The organism is Yeosuana sp., from assembly GCF_057126245.1.
In genome coordinates this window covers 127,917-153,805 of record NZ_DBNGMQ010000077.1, presented here as the reverse complement: position 1 = coordinate 153,805, position 25,889 = coordinate 127,917, and the positions used below count along the sequence as shown (strand labels likewise).

The window sequence follows — 25,889 nt, the reverse complement described above, 5'->3', positions numbered from 1 at the left end:
AAATACTTGTTTATTCTTTTATATAAGTAAGCAATCGATTCTTGCAGGTTAAAAATAAAAAAACCACCATGATTAAAGGCGGTGGTTAATTCAATGGCTGTTAAAATTTTCTGCGATACAAATTATCTTATCAATTGTTAATTAGGTTTCAAAACCATGTTATTTAGTATATGAATTACCTATCAATTTTAAAATTGTCAAGATTTATATCATCCATACCAACATTATCAAAAGGATATTCTAATTGATTTTGAATATTGTAAAGAGATATTAGAATAAATTCTGTAATTAAAACAATAAAATAAGCAATCCATGGGGAATTATTTGAGCCAATGCTATAGATAATAGTTGGTGCATAAATAAAAGGGAATATATAAATAAAAATTTGACAATAGGCTTTTAAGCTTATAGGTGTTCTGTGGGTATGTATAGCATATACATTTTCAATAGATTCATGCAGATCTTTCAAAAACCTAAAGACTTTATCACGTAAATTTCTGGTCATGAATTCTTTTTTATTTACAGTAAACAGATATACTTTATCAACAATGTCGTCAAGATCTTTAATAGTGCAATCTTTATTTCTTAAATGAGCTAAAGTATCCTGATTTATCTCAAGTAAAATTTTCTGAATTTCATTTTTATCTTCTATTGATAAACGTTCATGTCCCATAAAAAAATAATGCAAAGTTTTAAGTGAACTTCTAAAATCACTCAAATGTTCTAAGGCATTTTCCCGACGTCTAAATGATCCTCTAATGGTAAAAACCAACGGGAATATAATGGCAATACTTAAGAGCGTCAAATCTAAATTAAAGCTAATATTGAACATAAAGAAACAATATGTTGCAACAAAAGCAATTATCAAGGCTAGATAAGTTCTGAAATTTATTATGGATAAATATTGTCTGATAGGCTATTTTTAAATTGTTATATTTGATAAAGTTAAGGTATTAATATGAAAAAGCAAATAGCTTATCTCTTCGTTTTAATAACTGTGTTACTTTTTAATGATGCTTATTCTCAAGATGCTTTAAAAAGTGAGGCTTCTAATGTAAATTCAGGAATCTTTTCAGAAGATAATATTTTGCACATAAAATTATCTTATTCCATGAATCAGCTTAAAAAGGAATCGAATGATTCTACATATATAGATTCTAATCTGTCTTATCAACTTAATGATAGTTCTTGGTTAAGCCTGCCTGTAAAGTTAAGAGCAAGAGGAAATTATAGACTGAAAAACTGTTATTTTACACCTTTAAAAATTAAAATAAAAAAATCTGTTTCAAATAACACACCCTTTGAAGGAAATAAATCTTTAAAAGTAGTATTACCCTGTTTGCTTAAAAGTGATAATGATGATAATGTGATAAAAGAATATTTAGTATATAAATTATTTGAGGCTATTTCTCCATATCACTTTAAAACTAGATTAGTTGATGTTGATTTTGAACAAATAAAAAATAATAAAACCAGAGCTCATCACTTAAAGGGATTTTTTATTGAAGATGATAAAACCTTAGGCAAAAGAATTGAAGGAAGGATTTATGATAGGTTTGTACATCCCTTAAATCAAGATGATTTAACATCGGTACGTAATGCGTTTTTTCAGTTTATGATTGGTAATACCGATTTTTCACAAGCGTATCTCCATAATGTTAAACTCTTTTTTATCAATAAAAAAATGACTCCCGTACCTTATGATTTTGATATGGCGGGTTTTGTAAATGCTAGTTACGCTGTAGTGTCTCAGATAAATGGAGAAAGTTTGGGTACCTCATCAGTTAGAGACCGGAAATATAGAGGGTTTGTTAGAGATGAAACTATTTTTGAAATGGTAAGACAAGAGTTTATTTCAAAAAGACAAGAATTGTTGTCGGTTTTAGACGATAATAAGAATTATTTTGAAGACCCTACGGCTTTTTATGTTGCCAAAGACTATATCCTTAGTTTTTTTGATATCATGATTAATGATATTAGATATAAAAAAGAAGTTTTAGACCAAGCCAGAAAAGAGTAGAATTTAATTTGAAATTTTGGTTGATTAGTCCAGTTGAATTATTTCTCCATTCATAGTATGGCGATAATACTTTCCATTTTCAATAAAAAGCATTTCCCCATAAAGACCGTTTTTGATACTAGAATCGACCGCCAATATTTTTTTGTGAAATAAAGATTTAATCTCTTTTTGTGATGTATGCCCAATAATAATGTGTTTTACATCAAGTTTTCTCAAAAGTTTATTTATGTCTCTTTTTCTAAAATCTGCACTAAAATATCCACGATACCAAATAGGGCCATTATTGTCAAAATATTTGTCATATAATGCATGCCACACAGGTTCATTGTCGTCATCAAATAATGATTGTCTTATTTTTTGATTCGTTTCTTCTAAGTTAAATCCTTTAGAAATAAATACTTCTGAAATACCTGCATGTAAAAATAAATTGTTATTTATGTTTAATATTGTGTTTTTTGATCGCAACCACCTTCCAAGTGCTGTTTCCTTTCCATAAAGTTCATTATAAGGTGTATTTAATAGTTTAGCAGTCAACCAATATTTTTTATTAATATATCTTAAATCATTTTGCATCACCATAAACTCATGATTGCCCAAAATAAAGTGTACTTTTCCACCATTCTGTTCGGCCTTTTTTTCAAGATTAAATACAAACCATAATAATTCAGTTACTTTAGGGCCTCTGTCAAAAATATCGCCAACAATAACTAATTGTCCTTTTCCGAATACCCAATTTAATTTTTCGTCAATAATATGGTTGTTTTTTAAAATTTTTACAGTCAAATCATACTGTCCGTGAACATCACTTATAACAGCAATTTTTGCCACATTATGGTAAATAAATGGTTCAGATTCAAATTCAGTATTTATTGTATTTGACGTTAATATTTTAGTCTCTACATTACCATTGACAATTTTTTTTTCAATTATTTTGTCTTTATCTATGAATATATATGGGCCGTCATTATGCTTTAGACTATCAACAATACGATTGGTCTCAATGTTCTCATTTATACTATCAGATTTTACATTTAAATTTGTTTGCGAAACCAACATAAGGCTGACAAAAAAAAGGCATATAAAAGAAAGGCGTTTCATCATTTTTTAAAGTTACTTGGAATATAAATTCGTTGCATAAATTATTCCAAACTAGTTTTACGAAGTTACTATTATTTTATACTAAAATAAAAAAACCACCTTTTAAAGGTGGTTTTTTAGTATAATAGATTGCTGAAACAATTCAGCGTGACAACTTATTTTATCATGTCGTAACTACGTTTGATAAAGTTTGTTAGTTCTTCTCCTTTTAATAAACCTTGAGATAACCGTGCCAAATCTAAACTTTGGTTTATAAGGCGTTCTTGTTTCTTCTTGGTTTTTGTATTTAAAATTTCATTAACCAATTCTGAGTTTGTATTAACAACAAGATTGTACATTTCTGGCATATTACCCATGCCAAACATACCGCCGCCGCCAGTTGCCTGCATTTCTTTCATACGACGCATAAACTCTGGTTGTGTGATAATAAACGGTGATGCATTACTATCCATAGCTTCTAATTGAACCATAAATTTTTCAGAAGGAATAACCTCTTTTAATAATTCATCTAAAGTTTTTTTCTGGTCTTCATCTAATTTAGAAATTGTTGTTTCATCTTTTTTGATCAGGTTATCAATATGATCACCATCAACACGCGCAAAAGAGATGTTTTCTTTTGTGCTTTCTAATTTCTGAATTAAATGAGATACAATAGGAGAATCTAGTAACAACACTTCATAATTCTTTGCTTTTGCAGCTTCGATATAACTGTGTTGTTCATCTTTATTAGAAGCATATAAAATAACTAGCTTATCATCTTTATCTGTTTGATTTGCTTTTATTTTATTAAATAGTTCTTCGTAGGTATAATACGTGCCATCAACTGTTGGGTATAATGCAAACGCATCTGCTTTTTCAAAGAATTTTTCTTCAGAAAGCATACCATATTCAATCACGATTTTAATATCATTCCATTTTGCTTCAAAATCTTCACGATTAGAATTAAATAATGATTTTAATTTATCGGCTACTTTACGTGTGATATAAGATGATATTTTTTTAACAGCGCCATCGGCTTGTAAATACGAACGCGATACATTTAACGGAATGTCCGGTGAATCTATAACACCGCGAAGCATGGTTAAAAATTCTGGAACAATACCTTCAACGTTATCTGTTACATAAACTTGATTTTGGTAAAGCTGAATTTTATCCTTCTGAATTTGCATGTCGTTAGACATTTTTGGAAAGTATAAAATCCCTGTTAAATTAAAAGGATAATCAACATTTAAATGAATGTGGAACAACGGCTCTTCAAATTGCATTGGGTACAACTCTCTGTAAAAGTCTTTGTAATCCTCATCTTTTAAATCGGTTGGCTGTTTTGTCCAAGCAGGATTAGGATTGTTAATTATGTCATCAACCGTAATTTTTTTATGAGGCTCAGTCGTTTCTTTGCCATCTTTGTCTTTTGTAGTTTCAGGCGTAAAGTCTGGATCGTTGATTTCCTTAGTTCCAAATTTAATTGGAATAGGCATAAACTTATTATATTTTGTAAGAAGTTCACGAATTCTTGCTTCTTCTAAAAATTCTTCAGAATCATCAGCAATATGAAGGATGATTTCTGTTCCTCTTTCTTTCTTTTTTGCCTCAGTAAGACTAAATTCCGGACTTCCATCGCAAGTCCAGTGCGCAGCAGGTTCATCTTTAAATGATTTGGTGATAATTTCTACTTTTTTAGCAACCATAAAGGCGGAATAAAAACCGAGACCAAAATGACCAATAATTCCAGAATCTTTAGCTGAATCTTTGTATTTATCTAAAAATTCTTCAGCGCCAGAAAATGCAATTTGGTTGATGTATTTTTCAACTTCTTCAGCTGTCATGCCTAATCCTTGGTCGATAATATGTAATTTTTTTCCTTTCTTATCTACCTTAACTTCAATTTGAGGATTGCCATATTCTACTTTAGTGTCTCCTAAAGTTGATAAATGTTTTAGTTTTAAAGTCGCATCTGTAGCATTACTAATAAGTTCACGTAAAAAGATTTCGTGATCACTATACAGGAATTTTTTTATGAGTGGAAAAATATTTTCTACTGATACATTAATATTTCCTTTTGTCATGTTATATATGTTTTAATTATATTTATTAATACAATGGCTTAAAGACAAAAAAAGTACCAAGTATGAAAATATGACAAACTGACACTATCTAAAATAGTTTTAACATATAAAAGCTATTTTAATCGTTGTATTTTAAACTTTAAATTTTGTACTTTGCTTAAACAAATTAAACAGGTTATGTACAATTCAAAGATTACAGGTTTAGGAAAATATGTGCCAGATAATGTGGTTACAAATGGTGATTTATCTAAATTAATGGATACCAGTGATGAATGGATTCAAGAGCGCACTGGCATTAAGGAAAGACGGTGGATTCCTGAAGGAAGTGAGGATACATCCGCTACTATGGGAGCTAAAGCAGCTATAATAGCTATTGAAAGAGCCGGATTAACAAAGGATGATATAGATTTTATTGTTTTTGCAACCCTAAGTCCTGATTATTATTTTCCTGGATGTGGTGTGCAAATCCAAGATTTGTTAGAGATGCGAACCGTAGGAGCCTTAGATGTTAGAAATCAATGTTCTGGATTTGTGTATGCCTTATCTGTAGCAGATCAATTTATTAAAACAGGCATGTATAAAAATGTTTTAGTAATAGGCGCAGAATATCACAGTAATGGTTTAGATAAAACAACAAGGGGTCGAGGCGTTACTGTTATTTTTGGTGACGGAGCAGGGGCGTGTGTGCTTTCTAGAGAAGAAGATAATTCAAAAGGAATTTTGTCTACACATTTGCATAGCGAAGGAAAGTATGCAGATAAATTAATTGTTGCCTCACCTAGTATTAAGCATTGGGTTCCTGAAATTATTGAATCAGGTGAAGATGACATTTCTTATTATCCATATATGGATGGCACGTTTGTTTTTAAACATGCTGTGGTACGATTTAGTGAAGTGGTTATGGAAGGATTGACAAAAAATAATCTGACGAAAGAAGATATCGACATGTTTATTCCGCATCAAGCTAATTTAAGAATCGCTCAATTTATACAAAAGAAGTTTAGATTAAGAGATGATCAAGTTTTTAATAATATTATGAAATATGGTAATACTACGGCCGCTTCTGTTATTATTGCGTTAACTGAAGCCTGGGAAGAAGGTAAAATTAAAGAAGGTGATAATGTAGTATTAGCTGCTTTTGGTAGCGGATTTACTTGGGCAAGCGCTATTATTAAATGGTAATTCTACTAATAAAAAATCCGAAACTTTATGAGTTTCGGATTTTTTTCAGCTATTAATCAACTTCTTCTAACACTACTACGGAAGTCTATTAATCACTATGACGTTAAAAGGATTAATTTATTGCATGTTTTTAAAGATTTAACACGTTTTTAACGTATACTATAAAAACAAAAAAACTCGAAAAAAAAGATATTTCGAGTTTTAAGAGAAATTTTTTAATAATACTAACTATATTAACGTTTAAGGAAATTTTTATAGCTGACTAATTCTAAATAAAATTATAAAACTACGTTATAATATAGATGGTATTACATTTTTTAACGTAGGGATTTTATTTTTATTGTATAAAATTTTAATTTTAACATATTTGGTTATGTTTTTTTATAAAAGAAAGCTCAAAGTTTTTACACTTTGAGCTTTTGTATTTAATAACCTAACATTACACTAACCATCAACTATTATGAAGGTTATTAAATAATTATACTATAGAAAACCACCACCAGATTTTACATTGTTGTCGCGCTGTTTTCTTGACTTGGCTCTGTATTTTCCACCTCCAAAACGATAGTTTAAGCCAATATTCCAAGTATTGCTTTCCCAATTAAACTCAAGATTTTGCTTAAATGGTCGGTTTGCTTCCCCTGCAAATTTCATTGTATTGAAAATATCATTATAGCTAAAACTAAATGTAGCTTTGTTGTTAAGGAAGTTATATCTCATTCCTAGGTTAACAAAATACATTGGGTCTACATCAAATTGAATACTTTTATTTTTTCCTCTATAAAATCCAAATGCGGTGAGAGTTAAACTTTTACTTACACTAAAATTGTTAAATACTCTGAAGTTATAAGCGACATTATCAACTTTAAATGTTTCTAAAATAATATCACTTTCCGTTGCCACCTCAGGTGATACCGTTAATAATTCACTAATACTTTTTTGTGTTTGAGAGTACAAGTCAAAGCTGCCATTTAGGCTCCACCATTTTGCTGGGCGATAATTAGTTGATAATTCAAAACCATATGATGAGGTTTTATTAAAGTTGTCATCTGTTAATATGAGTCTATTGTAATCGGCTCTATCAACTTTTACTACCGTTGAAATTTCATCCTTTATTATTCTGTAAAATACTCCGGCAGTAATACTTCCTTTTTTTAATTTTCTTGTGTAATTTGATTCAAAAGAATTAGTGAATTGTGGAACTAATTCTTGATTTCCAAATTTAGAAATCAAAGGAGTGTTAAATTCTGGTAATGGGTTAACTTGACCAACTCCCGGTCTGTCTACACGTCTGCTATAACTTAACTGATACGAATTTTTATCAGAGGCTTCGTATGTTATAAACGCCGAAGGATAAACTTCAAAATAGTCATTGTCAAATGGTATGTTAGTCGTTATATCTGTCGTTAAATCAGTTTCTTTTGCCAATGTCGCTACATTTACGCTTTCGGCGCGCAATCCAGCTTGAAAATTCCATTTGTCTATTTTTTTATTATAATTTACATAGGCAGAATAAATATCCCTACTATAATCAAACATTGTTTCAGAAGGAATATATTCACCAGCCGTATTTTGAGAGCGTCCATTAGATTCATAATTTATGGCGTTGTTAAAAAGTCTCGCTTGTAACCCTAATTCTAATTTTGAATCCTCATTTAAGGGATCGACATAATCTAAATTTATAGTTGTTCTGTCTCGTTGAGAATCATTAATTTCAAAAAAGTTAGATCTGTTATTCGCATTTCCCGAAAACAAATTTTCTGTTCTTGAATTGCCACTATATTCATTGTAATCTATTTCGAGTTCAATATTTTGTCCCTCTTTATTGAAGTCTAACTTATAGTCGAAGTTATATTGATTTGACGAATTAGTATCATCATTCAAAAAACGCTGATTTTGAACACTGCTATCACTATAAAATATGTTTGTTCCACCACCCATGCCTCCGTTATATGAGTTTTGATTTGTAAAAATTGATATGGTATTCTTATCATTAAGATAAAAGTCTAAACCAACTTTGTAAACATAAGCTTTTGAATTATTTAGGATATCTACTGTTTGCAGTGTGTTTTGTTCAAATCTATCAACGAAACCGTAATTTACATTTTTAGAAATATTAGTACTACCACTACCGTACAAATTAAATTTACCATTTCGGTAATTCATGTTTAAAGAACTATTGAATTTTGGTTCTAATTCGTAGCTCATTCCAACACTCGTACTACCATTAAAACCTACCATGGTGTTTTTGTGTAATACAATATTTATGATACCACTCATACCTTCTGGATCGTATTTAGCAGAAGGATTGGTGATTAATTCAATTGATTTTATTGAGGTTGATGGTATTTGCTTTAGTAATTGAGCGGTTGGAATATTAGAGAGTTTTCCGTCTACCATAACACGAACATTTGAATTGCCTCTCATGCTAATATCTCCAGTTTGGGCATCTATACTAACAGAAGGTATACCTACCATGATATCTGAAGCCGAACCACTGGCTGCTAAATCTTTTCCTATTGTAATAACTTTTCTATCAACTCTTTGTTGAATGGTAGAGACTTCGGCTACTACCGTAACTTCGTCTAAACCCTCAGCTTCCTCTTCTAAATTAATATTGCCTAGGTTTATCCTACGACTCCCTTTTTCTAAACTAATTTCTTTGGTGATGGTTTTAAATCCTATGTATTGAATGCTTACAAAATATTTGCCATCTGGTATATCAACAATTTTGAATTCACCTTGTTCATCCGTAATTCCACCTGTAACAATATTACCACTTTCGTTTTTAATAATTACATTTACATAAGGTAGCGGAGTGCTCAAACTTAAATCTATTACTCTACCTGTGATAGTACCATCTATATCATTATCAGTTATTAAATTTGATGCTTGTGATTCTATAATAGTGAGAATAGAAAGAAAACATACTAAAAGTATTTTTTTCATTTTTTGATTGATTATTATTTTGATTTGTTTTTTTAAAAAGAACTGATTAGGTTCTTAGTGGATAGACGACTAATGTGGTAGTATGTTACTTGTAATAATTGTCTTAACATTTTTTTAACATTATGAAACAGAAAAAAACTTTGGTTTTAGGAGCTTCTTTAAAACCTCATAGATATTCTCATTTAACGGTGCAAAAGCTTGTGAATCATAAATTTGAAGTTGTTGCTTTTGGGTTTAAATCGGGTATAATTGAAGGTGTTAATATTGATACAGAATTGTTGCCATATGAAAATGTCCATACGGTAACTTTGTATTTAAATCCTAAAAGACAAAAAGAGTATTATGATTATATTGTTGCTTTAAAACCTGAACGCGTCATTTTTAATCCTGGAACTGAAAACCCTGAATTTTATAAAATTTTAAATGAAAACAATATGTTTTATGAAGTGGCTTGCTCTTTAGTATTGCTTTCTACGAATCAGTATTAATCCTAAAAAAGTTAAAAATCCATTTAATATTAAAACGAAAAACCCAAATTCAAATCCAAACCAATTATAGCTATTTACACTAATAAAATAAGATATAAAAGGAGAAAGTATGGCTATTATTGGGACCAATTTATCTATTACCTGTAGTTTAGTAAAGAGCCCAAAAGCATATAAACCAAGTAATGGGCCATATGTATAGCCTGCAAAAACAAATAATTTAGCAATAACGCTTTCGTCTTTAATAAGGTATTTAAACGTTATAATAGTCAAAATTAAAATTACTGAAATTAGGATATGTATTGTCTTTCTAGTAGAAACTTGTTTGTTAATACTATATTTTTTTTCAATATCTAAAATATCTAAGCTAAAAGAGGTTGTAAGTGAAGTTAAAGCACTGTCAGCACTGCTATAGGCAGCAGCAATTAAGCCTAAAATAAAAAAGGAAAGGATACCAAAGCCCAAATGACTTTTTGCTAAGATTGGAAATAGATTATCTTTATGGGCGTCAATACTATGTTGTTCGGCGTAAACGGTTAAAAGTAATCCTAGACTTAAAACCAAAAAATTTACAATAGTAAGAATAATCGTAAACCAAAACATATTTTTTTGAGCATCTTTAAGGGATTTACATGTCAGGTTTTTTTGCATATTATCTTGATCTAAACCTGTCATAACAATAGCAATAAAAGCACCAGAAATAAATTGTTTCCAAAAATAGTTTCCTGCTTTATAGTCATCAAAAAAAAAGGTTTTAGATAGATCATTATCTAAAATATAACCCAGTAAATTTCCATTATGTATTCCAAGGTCACTACTAACAAAGTATATAGTAATGCCGATAGCTATTAACATAAATAATGTCTGCAAGGTATCGGTCCATATAATTGTTTTCATTCCCGATCTAAAGGTGTATACCCAAATGAGTAGCACGGTAATACAAACTGTTTGCCAAAAGGTAATTCCAAGGTCATTAAAAATAATGGTTTGAAGTACGTTGGCCACTAAGTACAATCGAAAACTAGCTATAACTATTCTGGAAATTAAGAAAAATGAGGCGCCAGTTTTATAGGAAAACGTTCCAAACCTTTGCTCTAGATAGGTGTATATAGATGTTAGGTTCAGTTTATAATAAAGCGGTAATAAAATAGTTCCAATAACGATATATCCAATAATATAGCCTAAAACGACCTGCATATAACTAAATTGAGAGGCTTCTACCCAGCCTGGAACTGATATAAAAGTAACTCCTGAAAGTGAAGCACCAATCATACCAAAGGCTACAATATACCAGGGAGCTTGCTTATTAGCATTAAAAAAAGTATTGTTGTCTGATTTTTTTCCTGTAAAATAGGATATTAAAATTAGCAAGCTAAAATAAGCAGCTATTAAAAATATAATTGTGTTTGAAGACATCTACTCTTTAATTATGTCCGAAATTAATTCTTTTATATTATAAATTTTAAAAAAACACTTTTTAATTTACCATAAGTAAAAGCATTTTTTTAAAATTAAGTACCTTCGCATTCATGGAATTTTCTTCAAAATTATTAGAACGAGCGGTAAATGAGATGTCTCAACTTCCTGGCATAGGAAAACGTACTGCCTTGCGTTTAGTTCTTCATATGTTAAAGCAGCCTAAAGAGCAGATAATAGCGTTATCTGAGTCTTTGCAGACCATGAGAAATGATATTAAGTTTTGTAAGTCTTGCCACAATATAAGTGATGTAGAGCTTTGTGAAATTTGTTCAAACCTTAACAGGAATAAAGAGATTATTTGTGTTGTTGAGGATATTAGAGATGTGATGGCTATCGAAAACACTAGTTCGTTTAAGGGTTTGTACCATGTTTTAGGAGGAAAAATTTCACCTATGGATGGTATTGGTCCTCATGATTTAAACATAGAGTCACTTGTTAATAAAGTAAAACAGGGACATATTAAAGAACTTATTTTTGCCTTAAGTTCTACTATGGAAGGTGATACCACTAATTTTTATATATTTAAACAAATACAAGACTACAAAGTAACGACATCAACTATTGCTAGAGGAATTTCAGTAGGTGATGAATTAGAATATGCAGATGAAATTACTTTAGGACGCAGTATTTTGAATAGGATTCCTTTTGAAAACACTTTAAAACTTTAATCTCTCATTTGAAATTATTTAAATTCAAATAAAAAAGTATGTAATTTTTTAATAAATAATGATTTCAATTTGTATTCCAATTTATAATTTTGATGTTACAAGCCTTGTAAAGTCTTTGACTTTCCAGGCACAATTATTAGATGTGCCCTCTGAAATCATCATTATTGATGATTGTTCTGATAATTCTTTTAAAATGCTAAATGAATATTATTGCAAAAAAGAAATTTATATTCAATTACATAAAAACATAGGGAGATCAGCTATTAGAAATAAGTTTCTTGAATATGCAAAATATGATAAGCTTCTTTTTTTAGATTGTGATTCTACTATTCAAAAAGACAACTATTTATCTAATTATATTGACGCAATTAAACTACATCCAAATCAATTGATTTGTGGAGGTAGAAATTACCCTAAATCATGTCATGAATGGTCTAAGAAGCTTAGGTGGAAATATGGAATAATTAAAGAAAGTAAACCTTTTGAGATTAGAAATAAAAATCCAAATAAGTCATTTATGACAAATAATTTTGTAATTAGCAAGGAAATATTAGATATAATAAAATTTGATGAAAGGCTCGTTAATTATGGACATGAGGACACCCTATTTGGTTACCAATTAAAAAAAAGAAATATTACTATTCTTCATATTGATAATCCTGTATTGAATGGAGGCCTTGATGACAATGCAAAATATATATCTGATACAGAAAAAGCAATTAGTAACTTGATACAGATACTAAAATTTATAAACTACGATGAAGTTTTTATTCAAGATGTTGCGCTTTTACAAATCTATTATAAGTTCTTTAAATTTAGGAAATTGATTTTATTGGTATTTATTATTTTTAAACCAATAATCAAGTTTTTATTATCTAAAGGATTTGTTAATCTTTACTTATTTGATTTTTATAAATTAGGCACATTAGCTTTGAAGATGAATAAAAGGCATTAATATGAAAGTTATCACCTTAAATCGAGAGGCTTTTTTAAAAAAAAGTGTTGATTTAATTTCTAAATTGGATTTCGAGCCTCAACTTGTAATAGGAGTTTTAAATGGAGGGGGTTTTTTAATTGAAGAATTAAGAAATCATAATTATTTTAAATCTATGAATTTTGAGTTGGTTAAACTTCAAAGAGATCATAAAATAAAAAAATTTAAATTCGTTCAGTTTCTTCTAAAATTTCTGCCTTATAAAATTTCTAACTGGTTGAGAAATATAGAATCTAAAAAGGTGAGAAAATCTATTAAAAGTTTCCATTTAATGGAGATATCAAGTCAAGAAATTGAATTGGAATTTTGTTCAAATTTAGTAAAGCCAATTCATGATATTTTGATTGTTGATGATGCAATAGATACAGGTAAAACAATGTTTGTTGTTAAAAACAATGTAAGTAAGTTGTTTCCAAATGCCAATATTATAATAGCAGTTATATCATGGACATTAGAAACGTCTATTGTAAAACCAGATTATTATATTTTTAAAAATGTATTGGTTAGGTTTCCATGGTCTAAAGATTATAAAGGAAAAGATACATTTTGAATAAAAAAGTTTTAGTTGTCGATTTAGATGGGACATTGTATACAATAAATACGTTTCATTATTTTATAAAGTATTTGCTGCTTTTTTGTATTAAAAATTTAAATTTAGTTTTGTTAGTAAAAGTTGGAATTACACTTTTTTTTAGGATGCTAAAATTATGTTCGCATGCTAGAATGAAATATGATATTTTAAACTTAATATCTTCAAGAACTGATATAGATTATCAAAAATTTGTAAATAGTATTTCATCAAAAAAACGGGACATCACAAAAGTAAATGATGCTACTTTTGATATTAAGATATTAGCGACCGCAGCGCCATCATGCTATGCTAATATTATCGCAGAAAATGATCAATTTCAAGTTTGTTTGGGAACCAATTTTTCTGCGTCAAGTTTCAATAAAGAATTTGAAAATATTAGAGACATGAAAAAGAATAATGTTATGGCTTATCTAATGAGTAAAGGTATTACTGAAATTGATACGCTTATAACAGATCATATAGACGATTTACCCTTAATGAAGCTAGCTAATAGGAATATAATTATAGAACCAAATGAATTATTTCTAAAGCAATTAAATCAAAATCTAATTACCTTTGAAATAATTAAATAAAGGAATCATTGAAATAAAAGCATAATATGGTGCATAAAACTTTAAAATTATGAGAATAGTTAATATAAATAGCTTCTTTTTAAGTAATTTTGCAATCGGAAATAAAAAAATGAGTATTACATTATAGATATGGCAAGATTTGAACTGAAGTTACCAAAAATGGGAGAGAGTGTTGCAGAAGCAACAATCACATCATGGTTAAAAGAAGTTGGAGATACTATTGAACTCGATGAGGCCGTTCTTGAGATAGCCACAGATAAGGTTGATAGTGAAGTGCCAAGTGAAGTTGATGGCATTTTAGTTGAAAAATATTTTAATGTTGATGATGTTGTTCAAGTAGGGGCAGTATTGGCTGTGATTGAAACCGATGATATAGATTCAATAGTGACGGCATCTGAAAAAACAGATGAAACTGAAGATGTTTCTGCTGAAGTAATTTCAAAAGTTGAAGAAACTGTAGTTTCTGCTCAAGATACAATAGCACCAATATCTTCAAGTGAAAATCGTTTTTATTCGCCTTTAGTAAAAAATATTGCGAAGCAAGAAGGGGTTTCTCAAGCAGAATTAGATGGTATTAAAGGAACAGGAAAAGATGGAAGAGTTACAAAAGACGACATTCTTAATTATATAGAAAATAAAGGAGTAAGTACACCGGTTGCTCAGGAAGTAAGTGGTTCTGCTATGAAAGAAGAACCTAAAAAATCTGTTGAACCAGTTGAGGTTCCAAAAGTTGAAAAAGCAACAGTGGTATCTAGTGGGAGTGATGAAATTATTGAAATGACCAGAATGGGTAAACTTATTGCTCATCATATGGTAGAGTCGGTTCAAACATCTGCACATGTCCAAAGTTTTATAGAAGCAGATGTGACTAATATATGGAATTGGAGAAAAAAAGTTAAAGATAGTTTTGCCAAGCGTGAAGGTGAAAACTTAACATTTACACCGATTTTTATGGAAACTATTGCGAAAGCACTTCGTGATTATCCTATGATGAATATATCTGTTCAAGGTGATGCCATTATAAAAAAGAAAAATATTAATTTGGGAATGGCAGCCTCGCTAGCAGATGGAAATTTAATAGTGCCTGTTATTAAAAATGCAGACCAACTTAATTTGGTTGGTATGACTAAACAAGTTAATGATTTGGCAAACAGAGCAAGAACAAACAAATTAAAACCAGATGAGATTCAAGGTGGTACATATACAGTAACTAATGTGGGTACTTTTGGAAGTATTATGGGAACACCAATTATTAATCAACCTCAAGTTGGTATTTTAGCACTTGGAGCCATACGAAAAGTCCCTGCTGTTATTGAAACACCAGAAGGAGATTTTATTGGTATTCGTTACAAAATGTTTTTATCGCATTCTTACGACCATCGTGTGGTTAATGGTGCGCTAGGAGGGCAGTTTGTAAAGGCTGTTAAGGATTATTTGGAAGCCTGGGATAATAATAGAGAAATATAAAACAAAAATTAACTATATAATCAAAACCTAACCTTAAACTGGTTAGGTTTTTGTTATTTTTGTAAATAACAACTTTAAAATATAAAGATAATAGCTGCATGAATCTTAATCTTTCAAAACCTATTTGTTTTTTTGATCTCGAAACAACAGGTGTAAATATTTCTAAAGATCGAATTGTGGAAATTTCTATACTAAAAGTATTTCCTGACGGAAAAGAAGAAACTAAAACTTGGTTAGTTAATCCAGAAATGTCAATCCCGAAAGAAGTTATCGCTATTCATGGTATTACAGATGCAGATGTAGCAGATAAGCCAACATTTAAAGAGGTTGCCAAAGAGATTTATAATATGATTAAGGATTCAGATTTAGGAGGCTTTAACTCCAACAGATTTGATATTCCACTTTTAGCTGAAGAAATGTTACGTGCTGAGGTTGATTTTGATATGAAGAATAGGTTAGCGATAGATGTACAGACTATTTTTCATAAAATGGAACAACGTACATTAAGTGCTGCATATCAGTTTTATTGTAAAAAAGAGTTAGAGGGAGCGCATGGTGCTGAAGCAGATACTAAAGCAACGTTTGAAGTATTAAAGGCTCAAATTTCAAAATATGATGATATTGAAAATGACACCAAGTTTTTAGCAGAATTTAGTTCAAGAAAAAAGTTTGCTGATTTCGCTGGTTTTATAGCATATAATAAAAAAGGGGAGGAATGTTTTTCATTTGGAAAGCATAAAGGAAAACTAGTAACGGAAGTTTTAGAATCTGAGCCTGGTTATTTTGGTTGGTTACTTAATGCCGATTTTCCTTTGTATACAAAAAAGGTGTTAACCGCAATTAAATTGAGAAATTTTAATAATAAAATTTAACAGAAATAAGAATCAAGAAGAAAGAGAAAAGACTTAAAATGTCTTGTTTCTTGCAGAGAAACGGTCTTTGTTCTTTTATCTAGAAGATAATGAAACTCATTTGTATTGGTAGAAATTATACAGATCATATTAAAGAACTTGAGAATGAAAAACCAACAGATCCTGTTGTGTTTTTAAAACCAGATACAGCTATTTTACTTAAAAAACAGCCATTTTTTATTCCGGATTATTCAGATGATGTGCATCACGAAGTAGAAGTTTTAGTTAAGATTAATAAAGTAGGTAAACATATAAACAAAAAATTTGCACATAAATATTATAATGAGATTGGTTTAGGAATTGATTTTACGGCTCGAGATTTACAAAAGCAATTAAAGGATAAAGGCTTGCCTTGGGAAAAAGCAAAAAGCTTTGATGGGGCGGCAGTTATTGGAAGCTGGATATCGGTTAAAGAGGTTAATAATGTAAACGCTATTGAATTTTCCTTAAAAAAGAATGATAATATTGTACAATTAGGAAATACAAGTCATATGTTATGGAAAATTGATGAATTAATAGAATATGTGTCAAAATATTTCACATTAAAGATAGGAGATATTATATTTACGGGAACTCCAGCGGGAGTAGGCAGAGTAATTGCAAATGATAAATTAAAAGGTTTTATAGAAGACAAAGAAATGTTTTCAATAACAGTAAAATAAATGGAACAGCACTACAAACTATTTAGAGTAAGGGAATTAGCTGATAACGATGAAGATTTCATTGCAGCTTTGGCGCAAGCATTTTTAGAAGAAGTCCCAGAAGATGCAGAAAAGCTAAAAAAAGCCGTTCAAGAAGAAAACTATATGGCGGCATATCAATCAGCTCATAAAATGAAACCTACAATAGATTTGTTTGAGTTAGGGGTTCTAGATACCTTAATAGAAGTTCAAGATTGGGGTAAGTTTGAAAAGAGAGATTTAGATATTAAAGACCAATTGGAAGTTGTTTTAAATGCAGTTGATAAAGCAACAAATGAAATACGATCAGACTTTAATTTATAATGCTTGCAGAGATAATCACCATTGGAGATGAACTACTTATAGGTCAGGTTGTAGATACTAATTCTGCTTTTATAGCCAAAGAACTAAACAAGATTGGTGTATCTGTCTACCAAATCACATCGGTTCAAGATGACAAATCGCATATATTAAAGGCATTTGAAGATGCAGAAAGTCGGGTTGAAATTATTATTATTACTGGTGGTTTAGGCCCTACAAAAGATGATATCACAAAAAAAACAATCGCTGAATATTTTAATGATACTCTAGTTTTAAACCAGTCAGTATTAAGCAATATAGAAAATATATGGAAACAATATGTAAGGCAAACGCTTTTACAAGTTAATAAAGACCAAGCATTAGTTCCTTCAAAAGCTAAGGTTCTAATGAATACCATTGGTACTGCGCCTGGGATGTGGATTGAAAAAGGCAAAAAAGTATTCATATCCCTTCCTGGAGTTCCTTTTGAGATGAAAGGACTTGTTCAAAATGAAGTCATACCAAAACTCACAGAAAAATTTCACTTACCGTTTATAATTCACAGAACTTTAATGGTATATGGTTTAGGAGAAAGCACATTGGCTGCAAGAATTGAATCATGGGAAGATGCGTTGCCAGATTTTATAAAATTGGCTTATTTACCAGACTTAGGAAGGGTTCGTTTAAGATTATCGGCAAAAGGATTTGATAAAGAAAAAATCCTAGCAGGTGTTCAAAAACAAGTAGATGCTGTTTTACCATTAATTAAGGATGAGTTTTATGGCTTTGAAGATGATGAAGGTATTGTAGAATCTATTGTGGCAAAACAACTAACTAAATTAAAACAAACAGTTGCAGTTGCAGAAAGTTGTACGGGAGGAAAAATAGCAGAACGCTTTACTGTACATCCGGGAGCTTCAAATTATTTTAAAGGAAGTGTTGTTTGTTATGCTACAGAATCAAAGACTAGCGTTTTAGGCATACCAAAAGAATTGATAAACACCTATTCTGTAGTGAGTTATCAAGTAGCTGAAGCGATGTCTAAACAAGTTTTAACATTGTTTAATTCAGATTTTGCAATAGCAACAACAGGAAATGCTGGACCAACTAAAGGTGATTCTGATGCAGAAGTAGGGACTGTTTTTATAGCTATAGCAACGAGAAATTCAGTATATTCAGAAAAATTTATACTAGGAAATCACCGTTCAAAAGTGATTAATAAAGCCGTAAATAAAGCCTTTGAAATGCTTTTAAAAGAAATTTTTAAAAATTGATAAAAATTAAATTGTCATAAATTAAAGATTTTGTATATTTGCACCTCGTTTTTAAACAACAAAAATTTAAAGTTAGAAAATAATGTCAAGAGTTTGTGAACTTACAGGTAAAAAGGCAATGGTTGGAAACAACGTGTCTCACTCATTAAACAGAACTAAACGTAAATTTAATGCTAATTTATTAAAGAAACGTTTTTACATTCCTGAGGAAGATAGCTGGGTAACTTTAAAGGTTTCAACATCTGCTTTAAAAACTATCAATAAAATAGGTATTTCTGCAGCTATAAAAGATGCTAAACAAAAAGGGTTTTTAAAATAATAGCTGTATTTAATAAGTAAAAGAAATGGCAAAGAAAGGTAATAGAATACAAGTAATTTTAGAATGTACTGAACATAAAGAATCTGGACAACCAGGAACTTCAAGATACATTACAACTAAAAACAAAAAGAATACGCCTGATAGAATGGAGATAAAGAAATTTAATCCAATCTTAAAACGTATGACAGTTCACAAAGAAATTAAATAATTAGAGATTTTTACGTAAAGTAAGAATGTCAAATAACTTATAAGTCATGGCAAAGAAATCAGTAGCATCATTACAAACAGGTTCAAAAAGATTATCAAAAGCGATAAAAATGGTTAAGTCTCCAAAAACAGGAGCTTACATGTTTGTTGAATCAATTATGTCACCAGAACTAGTAGACGATTTCTTGAATAAGAAATAAGCATTACTTTTTATATAAAATATTAAAGCCACTTTATTTAAAGTGGCTTTTGTTTTATATTTACATTCTGTTTTAATGACATATTTTCAGCATTGTAATAAAGGCAAGAAAATTGTTAATACGGATTTAAAGATGTAGCTTTTCCGAATTATATAATTCCAAAATGCTAAGTAGAATAAATAACCAACGAATAGTATTGTAATAAAATGAGCTTTTTTAAAAAGATATTTTCTTCTGACAAAAAAGAAACCCTTGATAAAGGGTTAGAAAAAACAAAATCTAGTTTTTTTGGTAAGTTATCAAAAGCAGTCGCAGGAAAGTCTAAAGTAGATGATGAGGTTTTAGATAACCTTGAAGAAATATTGGTGTCTAGTGATGTAGGTGTAAACACAACTTTAAAAATTATAGAGCGTATTGAAGAACGAGTTTCTAAAGACAAATACCTCGGGACAGAAGAGTTAAACCAAATTCTAAGAGAAGAAATAGCCAGTTTATTATCTGAAACTAGCAGTGGTGAAGAAACAGAATTTACTGTACCTAAAGATAAAAAACCTTATGTCATCATGGTTGTTGGTGTTAATGGTGTCGGTAAAACAACAACTATTGGTAAGTTAGCCTATCAATTTAATAAACAAGGCTTAAAAGTAGTCCTTGGTGCTGCAGATACCTTTAGAGCAGCCGCTATCGATCAGTTGCAAGTTTGGGCAGACAGAGTTGGAGTTCCTTTAGTAAAACAATCTATGGGAAGCGATCCAGCTTCGGTAGCCTTCGATACCTTAAAAAGTGCGGTTTCTCAAGATGCCGATGTGGTTATAATTGATACGGCTGGAAGACTTCACAATAAAGTAAACTTAATGAACGAACTTACCAAAGTAAAACGAGTCATGAAGAAGGTTATTGATGATGCCCCGCATGACGTTTTATTGGTATTAGACGGTTCTACAGGTCAAAATGCTTTTGAACAGGCAAAACAGTTTACCGCAGCAACGGAAGTAACATCTTTAGCTGTCACAAAATTAGACGGAACTGCCAAAGGTGGTGTCGTAATTGGTATCTCAGACCAATTTAAAATACCTGTTAAATATATTGGAGTAGGCGAGGGTATTGAGCATCTTCAGGTGTTTAATAAATATGAATTTGTTGATTCCTTTTTTAAATAGGTAGTTTCTTAGTTAATTTTTTTAGAAAAAAAACAGCAATGAAACGATTTATTTTATGTTTGACTTTGTTTAGTATTTGTTCGTGTAAAAATACAACGGTAGTTAATCCAGTAACATCAGCAAATTCTGATACGATTACCGTAAAAGATTTTAGAGAATTTAAAGTGCTAGATTCTAAATATATTGATGTTTCCTATCTTTGGAAACCCTTTAACCATGCTTTAGAAAATTTTACAGAAGACGAATATAATCGTTTAAAACCTCTTGTTTTAGAGCAAGATATTCCAACATTACAAAAAAATATTATTGAAGGTAAACTTTCTTATGAGACCTTGACAAAATTCTATTTATTCCGAATTCGAAAGTTTGATAGAGAAAACAGCTTGTCGTTAAATGCTGTTATAGCTTTGAATCCTAATGTTATTGAAGAGGCTAAAGAAAAAGACAGAGGACTTTTAAATAGAAAATTAAAGCATCCAATTTTCGGAATGCCAATCTTGCTAAAGGATAATATTAATGCGCAAGGAATGCCAACAACCGCTGGAGCTGTTATTTTAAATAATAATAATACAGATGATGCTTTTATCGTTTCAAGATTAAAAGAGCAAGGTGCCCTAATATTAGGTAAAACTAATTTAAGTGAATGGGCATACTTTTTTTGTGGTGATTGTCCAAGTGGTTATAGTGCTGTTGGCGGTCAAACCCTTAATCCATATGGCCGAAGAGCTATCGATACAGGAGGTTCCAGCTCGGGAAGTGGTGTTGCCGTAGCGGCAAATTTTTCCGTGGCAGCGGTTGGTAGTGAAACATCAGGCTCCATTTTATCACCGTCGAGTGCAAATTCTGTTGTAGGTTTAAAACCAACCATCGGGGTATTAAGTAGAAGTGGTATTGTGCCAATTTCTTCAACCTTAGACACACCTGGACCAATGACTAAAAGCGTAATAGATAATACCATTATGTTAGAGGCTATGGCTGGTAAAGATGAAAATGATGAAAAATCAATAAAGCCTTATTTTATAAACGGAATGTATTCTGAAATTTCGAATGTTAACGATTTGAGCGGAAAACGATTTGGAGCCTTTAAACGATTAATGGAAGACTCCTTATACCTCGACGCTATTGCCGTATTAAAAACGAAAGGTGCTGAAATTATCGAGATTGATGAAGAAGATGTAGACTTGCCTAATTTTAGAAGATTACTAAATTTAGATATGAAAAAGGGTTTACCTTCGTATCTTTCATCGTATGCAGATGCCTCAATTACAATTTCTTCAGTAGAAGATGTTATTGAATTTAATAATGAAGACTCATTAAAAAGGGCGCCATACGGACAAAAATTATTTAAAGGAATAGTCACAGACAGCAACAGCGAAGACGATTTTAAAGCGATAAAAGATACGCTTAAAACCAATGGAAGATTATTTTTTGATAAACCAATGAGCGCGTATCAGTTAAACGGATTTTTATCAATAAATAATTATCATGCGGGATTTGCCGCTGTGGCCGAATACCCTGCCATTACGGTGCCTATGGGATATCGCGAAAATGGTCAGCCACGAGGTTTAACTTTTATTTCAAAACCACTTTCTGAAACAGAATTATTATCTTGGGCATACGTTTATGAACAAGCATCAAAAATGCGAAAAGCTCCAGGAAATTATAATTAATTAATCAAAGTATTAATTTTTCTCCATAAATCATTATCAAAATTAGATGAAGCAAAGGTTGGGTTGCTGGTGTCAGCAACTTCTCCCATTCTAACAATCACTAATTTTTTACTAGGAACTACATAGATTTTCTGATCATTTTTCCCTAAATCTGCAAACATATCATCTGGAGCATTCGGAATTAAATTTCCATTAAACTCTAATTGGGTTTGGGGTAAATGATAACTCGATTTTCCGTTTAGCCACCATAAATAACCATAGGCTTGGTTAATATTTTGAGACGAATTTGTAGCTTTTTGTAAAAAAGATTCTTGTACAATTTGAGTGCTTTCCCATTTTTCATTAGCGTAAATCATAAGTCCGAAGCGCCATACTTCTCGTGTTACTAGCATAAACACTTAAGCCACCTAAATTTAGCCAGTTTCCAGACATACCAAGGTTATCTCGTAATTTAGAGTTAAAATAATGAATCCAAGTTTGATTACTCGCCGTAGCCACCACCTCTTGCATTTTTACATACACGTTGTGATAGGCCCATCGCGTTCCTGCATCGGCTACATACTGTAAATTTTCAGGAGACACATCATCTCCCAAAGCATCATCTAATCCGCTATCCATCGACAATAGATTTTTACAAGTAATCAGGTTTTCTTTTTCAAGTGAAACACTCGTCCAACCAGTTCCTAAATAATCAGATACTTTGTTATTTATATTAATCAAACCTTCATCCTTAGCAATTCCCGAAACAGCAGTAGTTAATGTTTTTCCTGCGCTAGCCCAATACCAATTTGAATTTTCTGTATGCCCATTTAGATAGTTTTCAGTGCCTTCAACAATTTTTCCGTTGTAAAGAATCATGAATCCTTTGGTGTTTTTTTCTTCTATAAAATCAATCAATGGTTGAAGTTCACTGCTATTCCATCCCAAATCTGAAATTGAAATAGTTTCCCAAGTTTCAGGATTTAAGGGTGGAAAATATATGTTTTCAATAGTTACGATTGGGTCAATGGGATTTTTATCAGAGGAACAACTAATAAATGATATCATACTTAGGAGCAGTAAATATTTTAATGTTTTAATAACGTAGATTTTTTAAGTAGGATAATCAAATATATAAAAGGTTTAATAATAATTAATATTCGGCATTTGTTAATCGTTGTTCTACATTAGTAAATCCACAATCATTATGTATCTTTGCACCCTTATTTAAAGAAGGTATGCGCACAAAATCAATAAAGAAAAATAGAATTAACGTAGTTACACTGGGCTGTAGTAAAAATGTTTACGATAGCGAAGTATTAATGGGGCAATTAAAAGCTAGTGGTAAAGACGTGGTTCATGAAAAGGAAGGTAATATTGTGGTTATTAATACTTGCGGATTTATTAACAATGCTAAAGAAGAAAGTGTGAATACCATTCTTGAGTTTATGCAAAAGAAGGAAGATGGTGACGTTGATAAGGTGTTTGTGACAGGCTGTCTTTCTGAGCGTTATAAGCCCGATTTAGAAAAGGAAATCCCGAATGTTGATGCCTATTTTGGAACGACAGAATTACCAAGTTTACTTAAAGCCTTGGGGGCAGATTATAAACATGAATTAATAGGTGAACGTTTAACGACTACTCCAAAAAATTATGCCTATTTAAAAATTGCTGAAGGCTGTGACAGGCCTTGCAGTTTTTGTGCTATTCCTTTAATGCGTGGAAAACATAAAAGCACACCTATTGAAGATTTAGTTACAGAAGCTGAAAAATTAGCCGCTAAAGGCGTTAAAGAATTGATTTTAATTGCACAAGATTTAACCTATTATGGGTTAGATATCTATAAAAAAAGAAATCTGGGAGAATTGCTTGAAGCGCTGGTTCAGGTTGATGGGATTGAGTGGATTCGATTGCATTATGCTTTTCCAACCGGATTTCCAATGGATGTTTTAGATGTAATGAATCGTGAACAAAAAATCTGTAATTATTTAGATATTCCATTACAACATATTTCAGATAGTATCCTTAAAAGTATGCGCAGGGGAACTACTAAAGAAAAAACAACGAAATTACTAAAACAGTTTAGAGTAGCGGTTCCAGATATGACCATCAGAACGACTTTAATTGTTGGTTATCCGGGAGAAACCGAAGAAGATTATCAAACGCTTAAGCAATGGGTTCAAGAGATGCGTTTTGAGCGTTTGGGATGTTTTACCTATAGCCATGAAGAAAATACCCATGCATACAACTTAGAAGATGATGTACCTGAAGAAATAAAACAAGAGCGCGCCAATGAAATTATGGAAATTCAATCGCAGATTTCTTGGGAATTAAATCAGGAAAAAATAGGGAAGATCTTTAAGGTAGTGATTGATAGAAAGGAAGGGAACTATTTTGTAGGTAGAACAGAATTTGATTCGCCAGATGTAGATAACGAAGTTCTCATTGATGCTACGAAAATGTATTTAAAAACGGGTGAGTTTACTACTGTTAAAATTACAGATGCTGCTGATTTTGACTTATATGCGGAAGTTATATTAAGTTAAGCTCATTATTTGTGAATTTGACTATATAAAAAGAATTTTTATATCATGCGGTTTAAATCGTAGGAAAATTTTAAATCAGCATAATTCTACCAAACATCATTTACTAACCATTGGGCAGCTTCTTCAATATAAGGAGCGTAATTACAAGGTTCAAAATGGTTTAAGCCGGGTGCTATAACAAATGTAATATCAGAACCAGCTGATATTGTTGCATTAACCCAATCTTGAGTTAGTTGCAGAGGGAAATAGTCGTCATCTTCTCCATGAATTACATAAAAAGGAATTTCCATTAACCTTGATACACCGCCGGTTGTTGTATTATAAGAACTTGAAATAGGTATTGCGGCAGAAAAAACATTCGGTTGAGATTCTCCTAAAAACCAACTTCCATTCCCTCCAGCACTATATCCAGTGATAACTATTTTTGAGGCATCTACTGGTAAATAGGTAACGGCTAAATCAACTAACGATAAAATTTGTTCTTGATTAATAAGATCTTCCCATAGATTATTACCAGCATTTGGGCTAATTATTATGCCATCTAAACTTGAAAATCCTGTTTGAATATAGCAACTTGTAGTTTTATGAGCATCAGTATTATCTCCCGAAAAACCGTGTAAATCAATAATTAATGGTCTTTTATTATTAGTGAAATCAACATTAGGTATATTTACTCTAAACGACCATAAAAAATTATTTACACTTAATAAAGTGACATCATTTACGCCTTCATTGAATACTAAACTGCTAAAATCTGAACGAACATCATTATAAGTTCTTTGGTTATAAGGACTATCTTCTTTAGTGCTGCATGAAAATGAAAATAATAAAAGAATCAGGAAGTATTGTATAGATTTCATAGCAAGAAGAATTGTTTAGATTAGATAGTTTTTTCTAAAATAAGTAAAAATTTTAATAATTGAAATTAAATACTTTAAATAGTAATTAGTTAAAAACTAACATAATATAAATATTTAGTATCAAAAAGTTTGTTAATCAAAATTTTCTTTGCGCTATTTGAGATGTTAGATGAAGCTAGTTTAAACATATTTAAATAACTTAATGAGATAT

24 protein-coding genes and 1 pseudogene are annotated in these 25,889 nt (G+C 30.7%); 18 read left to right on the top strand and 7 right to left on the bottom strand.

Annotation, left to right across the window (positions count from 1 at the left end; translation table 11 throughout):
* Positions 1-175: 175 nt before the first annotated feature.
* Complete coding sequence (locus AC15TD_RS10420) at positions 176-832, bottom strand: hypothetical protein (RefSeq protein ID WP_484452084.1); 657 nt, start codon at positions 830-832, stop codon at positions 176-178.
* Between the two features lie 126 nt (positions 833-958).
* On the opposite strand from AC15TD_RS10420, the gene AC15TD_RS10415 reads away from it, so the two are divergent.
* Positions 959-2,020 (top strand): hypothetical protein, encoded by a 1,062-nt coding sequence (locus AC15TD_RS10415; protein WP_484452083.1) that lies wholly within the window; start codon positions 959-961, stop codon positions 2,018-2,020.
* Between the two features lie 24 nt (positions 2,021-2,044).
* Here the strand turns inward: AC15TD_RS10415 and AC15TD_RS10410 are convergent, their stop codons facing one another.
* Together AC15TD_RS10410 and htpG are read right to left on the bottom strand one after the other, a co-directional pair.
* Positions 2,045-3,076, bottom strand: a complete 1,032-nt coding sequence (locus tag AC15TD_RS10410) for a metallophosphoesterase (protein ID WP_484452082.1) — start codon at positions 3,074-3,076, stop codon at positions 2,045-2,047.
* Between the two features lie 197 nt (positions 3,077-3,273).
* Complete coding sequence (htpG, locus tag AC15TD_RS10405; protein ID WP_484452081.1) at positions 3,274-5,184, bottom strand: molecular chaperone HtpG; 1,911 nt, start codon at positions 5,182-5,184, stop codon at positions 3,274-3,276.
* Between the two features lie 177 nt (positions 5,185-5,361).
* On the opposite strand from htpG, the gene AC15TD_RS10400 reads away from it, so the two are divergent.
* Positions 5,362-6,366 carry a 3-oxoacyl-ACP synthase III family protein gene (locus AC15TD_RS10400; protein WP_484452080.1) on the top strand — a complete coding sequence of 335 codons (1,005 nt, stop codon included), beginning with the start codon at positions 5,362-5,364 and terminating at the stop codon, positions 6,364-6,366.
* A 483-nt stretch (positions 6,367-6,849) separates the two neighbouring features.
* On the opposite strand, the gene AC15TD_RS10395 is transcribed toward AC15TD_RS10400, so the two are convergent.
* A complete protein-coding gene (locus AC15TD_RS10395; protein ID WP_484452079.1) occupies positions 6,850-9,315 on the bottom strand; it encodes a TonB-dependent receptor in 2,466 nt (821 codons plus the stop codon).
* Positions 9,316-9,437: 122 nt separating this feature from the next.
* Here AC15TD_RS10395 and AC15TD_RS10390 point away from each other — a divergent pair, with 122 nt between their 5' ends.
* Positions 9,438-9,803 (top strand): CoA-binding protein, encoded by a 366-nt coding sequence (locus AC15TD_RS10390; protein WP_484452078.1) that lies wholly within the window; start codon positions 9,438-9,440, stop codon positions 9,801-9,803.
* On the opposite strand, the gene AC15TD_RS10385 is transcribed toward AC15TD_RS10390, so the two are convergent.
* On the bottom strand, positions 9,774-11,216 hold the full coding sequence (locus tag AC15TD_RS10385) for a sodium:solute symporter (RefSeq protein ID WP_484452077.1): 1,443 nt from the start codon (positions 11,214-11,216) through the stop codon (positions 9,774-9,776). The genes AC15TD_RS10390 and AC15TD_RS10385 overlap by 30 nt on opposite strands.
* Positions 11,217-11,329: 113 nt before the next feature.
* On the opposite strand from AC15TD_RS10385, the gene recR reads away from it, so the two are divergent.
* From recR to AC15TD_RS10315, 14 genes are all read left to right on the top strand, one after another.
* Positions 11,330-11,947 (top strand): recombination mediator RecR, encoded by a 618-nt coding sequence (gene recR, locus AC15TD_RS10380; RefSeq protein ID WP_484452076.1) that lies wholly within the window; start codon positions 11,330-11,332, stop codon positions 11,945-11,947.
* Positions 11,948-12,005: 58 nt separating this feature from the next.
* Positions 12,006-12,902, top strand: a complete 897-nt coding sequence (locus AC15TD_RS10375; protein WP_484452075.1) for a glycosyltransferase family 2 protein — start codon at positions 12,006-12,008, stop codon at positions 12,900-12,902.
* Position 12,903: 1 nt separating this feature from the next.
* Positions 12,904-13,491 (top strand): hypothetical protein, encoded by a 588-nt coding sequence (locus AC15TD_RS10370; protein WP_484452074.1) that lies wholly within the window; start codon positions 12,904-12,906, stop codon positions 13,489-13,491.
* Positions 13,492-13,637: 146 nt separating this feature from the next.
* On the top strand, positions 13,638-14,105 hold the full coding sequence (locus AC15TD_RS10365; RefSeq protein ID WP_484452073.1) for a hypothetical protein: 468 nt from the start codon (positions 13,638-13,640) through the stop codon (positions 14,103-14,105).
* Between the two features lie 129 nt (positions 14,106-14,234).
* Positions 14,235-15,572, top strand: a complete 1,338-nt coding sequence (locus tag AC15TD_RS10360) for a dihydrolipoamide acetyltransferase family protein (RefSeq protein ID WP_484452072.1) — start codon at positions 14,235-14,237, stop codon at positions 15,570-15,572.
* A 98-nt stretch (positions 15,573-15,670) separates the two neighbouring features.
* A complete protein-coding gene (locus AC15TD_RS10355) occupies positions 15,671-16,444 on the top strand; it encodes an exonuclease domain-containing protein (RefSeq protein WP_484452071.1) in 774 nt (257 codons plus the stop codon).
* 89 nt (positions 16,445-16,533) lie between these two features.
* Positions 16,534-17,145 carry a fumarylacetoacetate hydrolase family protein gene (locus AC15TD_RS10350; protein WP_484452070.1) on the top strand — a complete coding sequence of 204 codons (612 nt, stop codon included), beginning with the start codon at positions 16,534-16,536 and terminating at the stop codon, positions 17,143-17,145.
* Complete coding sequence (locus tag AC15TD_RS10345) at positions 17,146-17,487, top strand: Hpt domain-containing protein (RefSeq protein ID WP_484452069.1); 342 nt, start codon at positions 17,146-17,148, stop codon at positions 17,485-17,487.
* Positions 17,487-18,737, top strand: a complete 1,251-nt coding sequence (locus AC15TD_RS10340) for a competence/damage-inducible protein A (protein WP_484452068.1) — start codon at positions 17,487-17,489, stop codon at positions 18,735-18,737. Before AC15TD_RS10345 ends, AC15TD_RS10340 begins: the two co-directional genes overlap by 1 nt.
* Positions 18,738-18,819: 82 nt before the next feature.
* The gene (rpmB, locus tag AC15TD_RS10335) at positions 18,820-19,056 is read left to right on the top strand and encodes a 50S ribosomal protein L28 (protein ID WP_484452067.1); all 237 of its coding nucleotides are present in this window, start codon (positions 18,820-18,822) and stop codon (positions 19,054-19,056) included.
* A gap of 25 nt (positions 19,057-19,081) precedes the next feature.
* Positions 19,082-19,264 (top strand): 50S ribosomal protein L33, encoded by a 183-nt coding sequence (gene rpmG / locus AC15TD_RS10330; RefSeq protein WP_007648529.1) that lies wholly within the window; start codon positions 19,082-19,084, stop codon positions 19,262-19,264.
* Between the two features lie 46 nt (positions 19,265-19,310).
* Positions 19,311-19,463: a DUF4295 domain-containing protein gene (locus AC15TD_RS10325; protein ID WP_484452066.1), complete on the top strand. Its 153-nt coding sequence runs from the start codon at positions 19,311-19,313 to the stop codon at positions 19,461-19,463.
* Positions 19,464-19,669: 206 nt separating this feature from the next.
* A complete protein-coding gene (gene ftsY, locus AC15TD_RS10320; protein ID WP_484452065.1) occupies positions 19,670-20,623 on the top strand; it encodes a signal recognition particle-docking protein FtsY in 954 nt (317 codons plus the stop codon).
* Positions 20,624-20,661: 38 nt separating this feature from the next.
* Positions 20,662-22,293, top strand: coding sequence for an amidase family protein (locus AC15TD_RS10315; RefSeq protein ID WP_484452064.1), 1,632 nt, complete (start codon positions 20,662-20,664; stop codon positions 22,291-22,293).
* Here AC15TD_RS10315 and AC15TD_RS10310 read toward each other — a convergent pair.
* A pseudogene (locus AC15TD_RS10310) lies at positions 22,290-23,340 on the bottom strand (serine hydrolase domain-containing protein). The gene AC15TD_RS10315 and the pseudogene AC15TD_RS10310 overlap by 4 nt on opposite strands.
* Positions 23,341-23,510: 170 nt before the next feature.
* On the opposite strand from AC15TD_RS10310, the gene rimO reads away from it, so the two are divergent.
* Positions 23,511-24,818, top strand: coding sequence for a 30S ribosomal protein S12 methylthiotransferase RimO (gene rimO, locus AC15TD_RS10305; protein WP_484452063.1), 1,308 nt, complete (start codon positions 23,511-23,513; stop codon positions 24,816-24,818).
* 86 nt (positions 24,819-24,904) lie between these two features.
* Here rimO and AC15TD_RS10300 read toward each other — a convergent pair whose 3' ends face one another.
* Positions 24,905-25,678 (bottom strand): carboxylesterase family protein, encoded by a 774-nt coding sequence (locus tag AC15TD_RS10300; protein WP_484452062.1) that lies wholly within the window; start codon positions 25,676-25,678, stop codon positions 24,905-24,907.
* Between the last annotated feature and the right edge of the window lie 211 nt (positions 25,679-25,889).

Bases quoted from the DNA above. Each gene is read 5' to 3' on its own strand.
- AC15TD_RS10415 (WP_484452083.1), top strand. From the start codon at position 959: ATGAAAAAGCAAATAGCTTATCTCTTCGTTTTAATAACTGTGTTACTT.
- AC15TD_RS10340 (WP_484452068.1), top strand. From the start codon at position 17,487: ATGCTTGCAGAGATAATCACCATTGGAGATGAACTACTTATAGGTCAG.
- recR (WP_484452076.1), top strand. From the start codon at position 11,330: ATGGAATTTTCTTCAAAATTATTAGAACGAGCGGTAAATGAGATGTCT.
- AC15TD_RS10385 (WP_484452077.1), bottom strand. From the start codon at position 11,216: ATGTCTTCAAACACAATTATATTTTTAATAGCTGCTTATTTTAGCTTG.
- htpG (WP_484452081.1), bottom strand. From the start codon at position 5,184: ATGACAAAAGGAAATATTAATGTATCAGTAGAAAATATTTTTCCACTC.
- AC15TD_RS10300 (WP_484452062.1), bottom strand. From the start codon at position 25,678: ATGAAATCTATACAATACTTCCTGATTCTTTTATTATTTTCATTTTCA.
- AC15TD_RS10360 (WP_484452072.1), top strand. From the start codon at position 14,235: ATGGCAAGATTTGAACTGAAGTTACCAAAAATGGGAGAGAGTGTTGCA.
- AC15TD_RS10395 (WP_484452079.1), bottom strand. From the start codon at position 9,315: ATGAAAAAAATACTTTTAGTATGTTTTCTTTCTATTCTCACTATTATA.
- rpmG (WP_007648529.1), top strand. From the start codon at position 19,082: ATGGCAAAGAAAGGTAATAGAATACAAGTAATTTTAGAATGTACTGAA.
- AC15TD_RS10365 (WP_484452073.1), top strand. From the start codon at position 13,638: ATGCTAAAATTATGTTCGCATGCTAGAATGAAATATGATATTTTAAAC.
- AC15TD_RS10355 (WP_484452071.1), top strand. From the start codon at position 15,671: ATGAATCTTAATCTTTCAAAACCTATTTGTTTTTTTGATCTCGAAACA.
- AC15TD_RS10325 (WP_484452066.1), top strand. From the start codon at position 19,311: ATGGCAAAGAAATCAGTAGCATCATTACAAACAGGTTCAAAAAGATTA.
- AC15TD_RS10400 (WP_484452080.1), top strand. From the start codon at position 5,362: ATGTACAATTCAAAGATTACAGGTTTAGGAAAATATGTGCCAGATAAT.
- AC15TD_RS10350 (WP_484452070.1), top strand. From the start codon at position 16,534: ATGAAACTCATTTGTATTGGTAGAAATTATACAGATCATATTAAAGAA.
- AC15TD_RS10420 (WP_484452084.1), bottom strand. From the start codon at position 832: ATGTTCAATATTAGCTTTAATTTAGATTTGACGCTCTTAAGTATTGCC.
- AC15TD_RS10315 (WP_484452064.1), top strand. From the start codon at position 20,662: ATGAAACGATTTATTTTATGTTTGACTTTGTTTAGTATTTGTTCGTGT.
- AC15TD_RS10410 (WP_484452082.1), bottom strand. From the start codon at position 3,076: ATGTTGGTTTCGCAAACAAATTTAAATGTAAAATCTGATAGTATAAAT.
- AC15TD_RS10375 (WP_484452075.1), top strand. From the start codon at position 12,006: ATGATTTCAATTTGTATTCCAATTTATAATTTTGATGTTACAAGCCTT.
- AC15TD_RS10370 (WP_484452074.1), top strand. From the start codon at position 12,904: ATGAAAGTTATCACCTTAAATCGAGAGGCTTTTTTAAAAAAAAGTGTT.
- AC15TD_RS10390 (WP_484452078.1), top strand. From the start codon at position 9,438: ATGAAACAGAAAAAAACTTTGGTTTTAGGAGCTTCTTTAAAACCTCAT.
- AC15TD_RS10345 (WP_484452069.1), top strand. From the start codon at position 17,146: ATGGAACAGCACTACAAACTATTTAGAGTAAGGGAATTAGCTGATAAC.
- ftsY (WP_484452065.1), top strand. From the start codon at position 19,670: ATGAGCTTTTTTAAAAAGATATTTTCTTCTGACAAAAAAGAAACCCTT.
- rpmB (WP_484452067.1), top strand. From the start codon at position 18,820: ATGTCAAGAGTTTGTGAACTTACAGGTAAAAAGGCAATGGTTGGAAAC.
- rimO (WP_484452063.1), top strand. From the start codon at position 23,511: ATGCGCACAAAATCAATAAAGAAAAATAGAATTAACGTAGTTACACTG.